General features: G+C 63.6%; 3 protein-coding genes. 2 read left to right on the top strand and 1 reads right to left on the bottom strand.

The window, feature by feature from the left end; genetic code table 11:
* The first annotated feature begins 317 nt into the window (after positions 1 to 317).
* Both CKO28_RS27290 and CKO28_RS27285 read left to right on the top strand, forming a co-directional pair.
* Positions 318 to 800, top strand: a complete 483-nt coding sequence (locus CKO28_RS27290) for a PAS domain-containing protein (RefSeq protein WP_200344631.1) — start codon at positions 318 to 320, stop codon at positions 798 to 800.
* Complete coding sequence (locus tag CKO28_RS27285; protein ID WP_200344629.1) at positions 797 to 1,471, top strand: sensor histidine kinase; 675 nt, start codon at positions 797 to 799, stop codon at positions 1,469 to 1,471. Before CKO28_RS27290 ends, CKO28_RS27285 begins: the two co-directional genes overlap by 4 nt.
* A gap of 97 nt (positions 1,472 to 1,568) precedes the next feature.
* Here CKO28_RS27285 and CKO28_RS27280 read toward each other — a convergent pair whose 3' ends face one another.
* Positions 1,569 to 1,982: a DUF6880 family protein gene (locus CKO28_RS27280; RefSeq protein WP_200344627.1), complete on the bottom strand. Its 414-nt coding sequence runs from the start codon at positions 1,980 to 1,982 to the stop codon at positions 1,569 to 1,571.
* Positions 1,983 to 2,325 lie beyond the last annotated feature (343 nt).

The following is a 2,325-nucleotide window of genomic DNA, read 5'->3' as shown; positions in this document are numbered from 1 at the left end:
GTGCCTCAGCGCGACCTCGGACGCTGGGCGGTCGCCCGAAAAGCTCTCCGCCACGATCCGGGCCTTGTCGGCCAGCGTCCAGGACCGCCGCCGCTGCGTTCCCGTCGTCAGCTCCATCCGTCGGTACGTGTGCCCATCAGTTTGCCAATTACCTTGCACACGATCACTCATCAGCCCCTCCTGCTCGCGAAAGAGCGGAGAGGCTACGCACATACTCCGGTGGAGCGCCACGTGGGGGTCTCGTGACGCTTACGGAGCGCGCTGGCCCGCAGCATTCGAACCCAACGAGCCGACAACTACCTTGACAGCCGCCGGATGTGACCGAACTGGTCGAGGCGCGGGCCACGCGGCACGCCCAGGAAGACCGTTTCCGTGCGCTGGCCGATACGCTGCCGGGCGTCGCGTTCCAGAGGACCCGGGGGCGCGACGGCAACGCCGGCTTTACCTACATGAGCCCGAACGCCGAGGAGCTGCTTGGCATACCTGCCGAGCGGCTCCTGGGCAACTGGTACGCGTTCGCGGTAGATCTGCGTGACCGCAAAGCTTTCGATCGATCCGTCGAGAAGGCCATCACAGAGCGTACCGACTGGTCGTTCTCCGGGCGGCGACGGCATCCGGTCACCGGCGAGCAGTGGTTCACCGCGAGCGCCAAGTTGCTCGACGACGGCAGTGGGACGCTGGTCTACAACGGGATCCTGTTCGACACCACGAAGGCACGCCGACAGGAACAGATCCTCGCTCAGGCGCGTGACAAGCCGAGATTGCAAACCGTGCCAAGAGTGCGTTCCTCGCGACGATGAGCCACGAATTGCGCACGCCCGTGAACGCCATCATCGGCTATTCCGAGATGCGCACCAACGAGCTCTACGGTCCCCACAGCGACCCCCGGTACCTGGCGTACGCGGGCGACATCCTCTCAAGTGGCCGTTACCTGCACGAGCTGATCGAAGGCGTCCTGGATCTCTCCAGCATCGAGGCCGGTAAGGTTGAAATGAACGTCGCTGTTCACGATGCCGGAGAGATCGCCAGGAGCGTTGAGCGCCTCCTCCCCCCGCGCGCGGCGGAGATGCACGTCGGGTTGGACATCGATGTGCCGCAGGAGACCCTGGTGCGCTGCGATGCGCGGGGGCTCAAACAGGTGTTGATCAACTGCCTGGACAACGCGATCAAGTACAGTCAGCAAGGTGGCCAGGTCAGCCTACGGGTCGACCGCGACGGCTCCTACTGGCGGTTCGAGGTGACAGACAACGGTCCGGGCATTGCCGAGGCGGACCTTCCGCGGCTGACGGAGGCGTTCTATCGCGGCCGCAACGCCGGCACTGAGATGAACGCCGCACAGCGCGGTGCCGGTATCGGGCTTTCGATCGTCGATCGCTACGTGCGCGCCATGGGCGGCCTGCTGCGTATCCAGACCACAGTGTGGCCCTACACAAAAGCCTACCCACGGCACGCAGGCATATCAGCGACTTAGCGAGACCACTGACGCAAAAGTCTACCCACGGTTACACCCAAAAACGTACCCAGACCTCATCCAAAAAGCCAAAAATTTACCCATAACCCTGAATGGGCTACTCTCCAACGCGCTCCCAGAACGCACTCTTCCGTCCATGCTTACTTTTCAGCCGCCGCTCGAAGGTCTCGTGCGTATCGAAACGACCGAAGTCCTCGATGACCGTGGCGGCGCTCTTGCACTGCTGGAAATTTCTGGCCGCATGGCGGTAACGCTTCACGCGGGCGCGATCGAGCGCGAAGTCGATCAATGCCCGGCGTAACAGCGTCGCCGCCAGTGGGTGCTTCTCCTGCAACGCGTCGGCCGCCGGCGTCAGGACTTCGTAGCGATCGCCGTCGACCTCGTCAGCGCGATCGAGCACGACTTGTGCGGCGCGCGCCAAGGCAGGCCAGTCGATCAGGAAGACGAGCGCTCGGTTGAACCCGTTGTGGCGCTGTGCGACGGTCGAGCGCCCGCTCTTCCGCCTCGACATCGTCGAACTCTGGCAACCGCTTCAGGAAGGCGCGCAGGTGGGGCTTGCTCAACGTTCGCTCGAAACTGGCCCAGCGGAATGTCTGAGCCTCCTCACGCCGTCCTAGCCCGGAAAATTCATGGGGGACGGCGGGTGTAGCCCAAGCTGCTGAATAGTCGTAAGATTTCGGTGTGGAGACGAAAACCTACGATCAGCAGGAGCTCACCCGCCGTGGTCGAACATACCCCTGAACTGCCGGGCCTGTCACCTGTCTCGGGCAAGCGTGTGCTCGCCCGATTTGACGGCGGCGAGATGTCCTCCGACGGCGGTCTTCTCCTTTTGCGCGAGGTCGAGGAACGGATCG

It is taken from the genome of Rhodovibrio sodomensis, from assembly GCF_016583645.1.
GTDB lineage: Bacteria > Pseudomonadota > Alphaproteobacteria > Kiloniellales > Rhodovibrionaceae > Rhodovibrio > Rhodovibrio sodomensis.
Note: the sequence above shows the minus strand (reverse complement) of the source record. Positions and strands in the feature narration are given on the sequence as shown.

Excerpts from the sequence above, each read along its gene's own strand:
- CKO28_RS27285 (WP_200344629.1), top strand. The coding sequence starts at position 797 with ATGAGCCACGAATTGCGCACGCCCGTGAACGCCATCATCGGCTATTCC.
- CKO28_RS27280 (WP_200344627.1), bottom strand. The coding sequence starts at position 1,982 with ATGTCGAGGCGGAAGAGCGGGCGCTCGACCGTCGCACAGCGCCACAAC.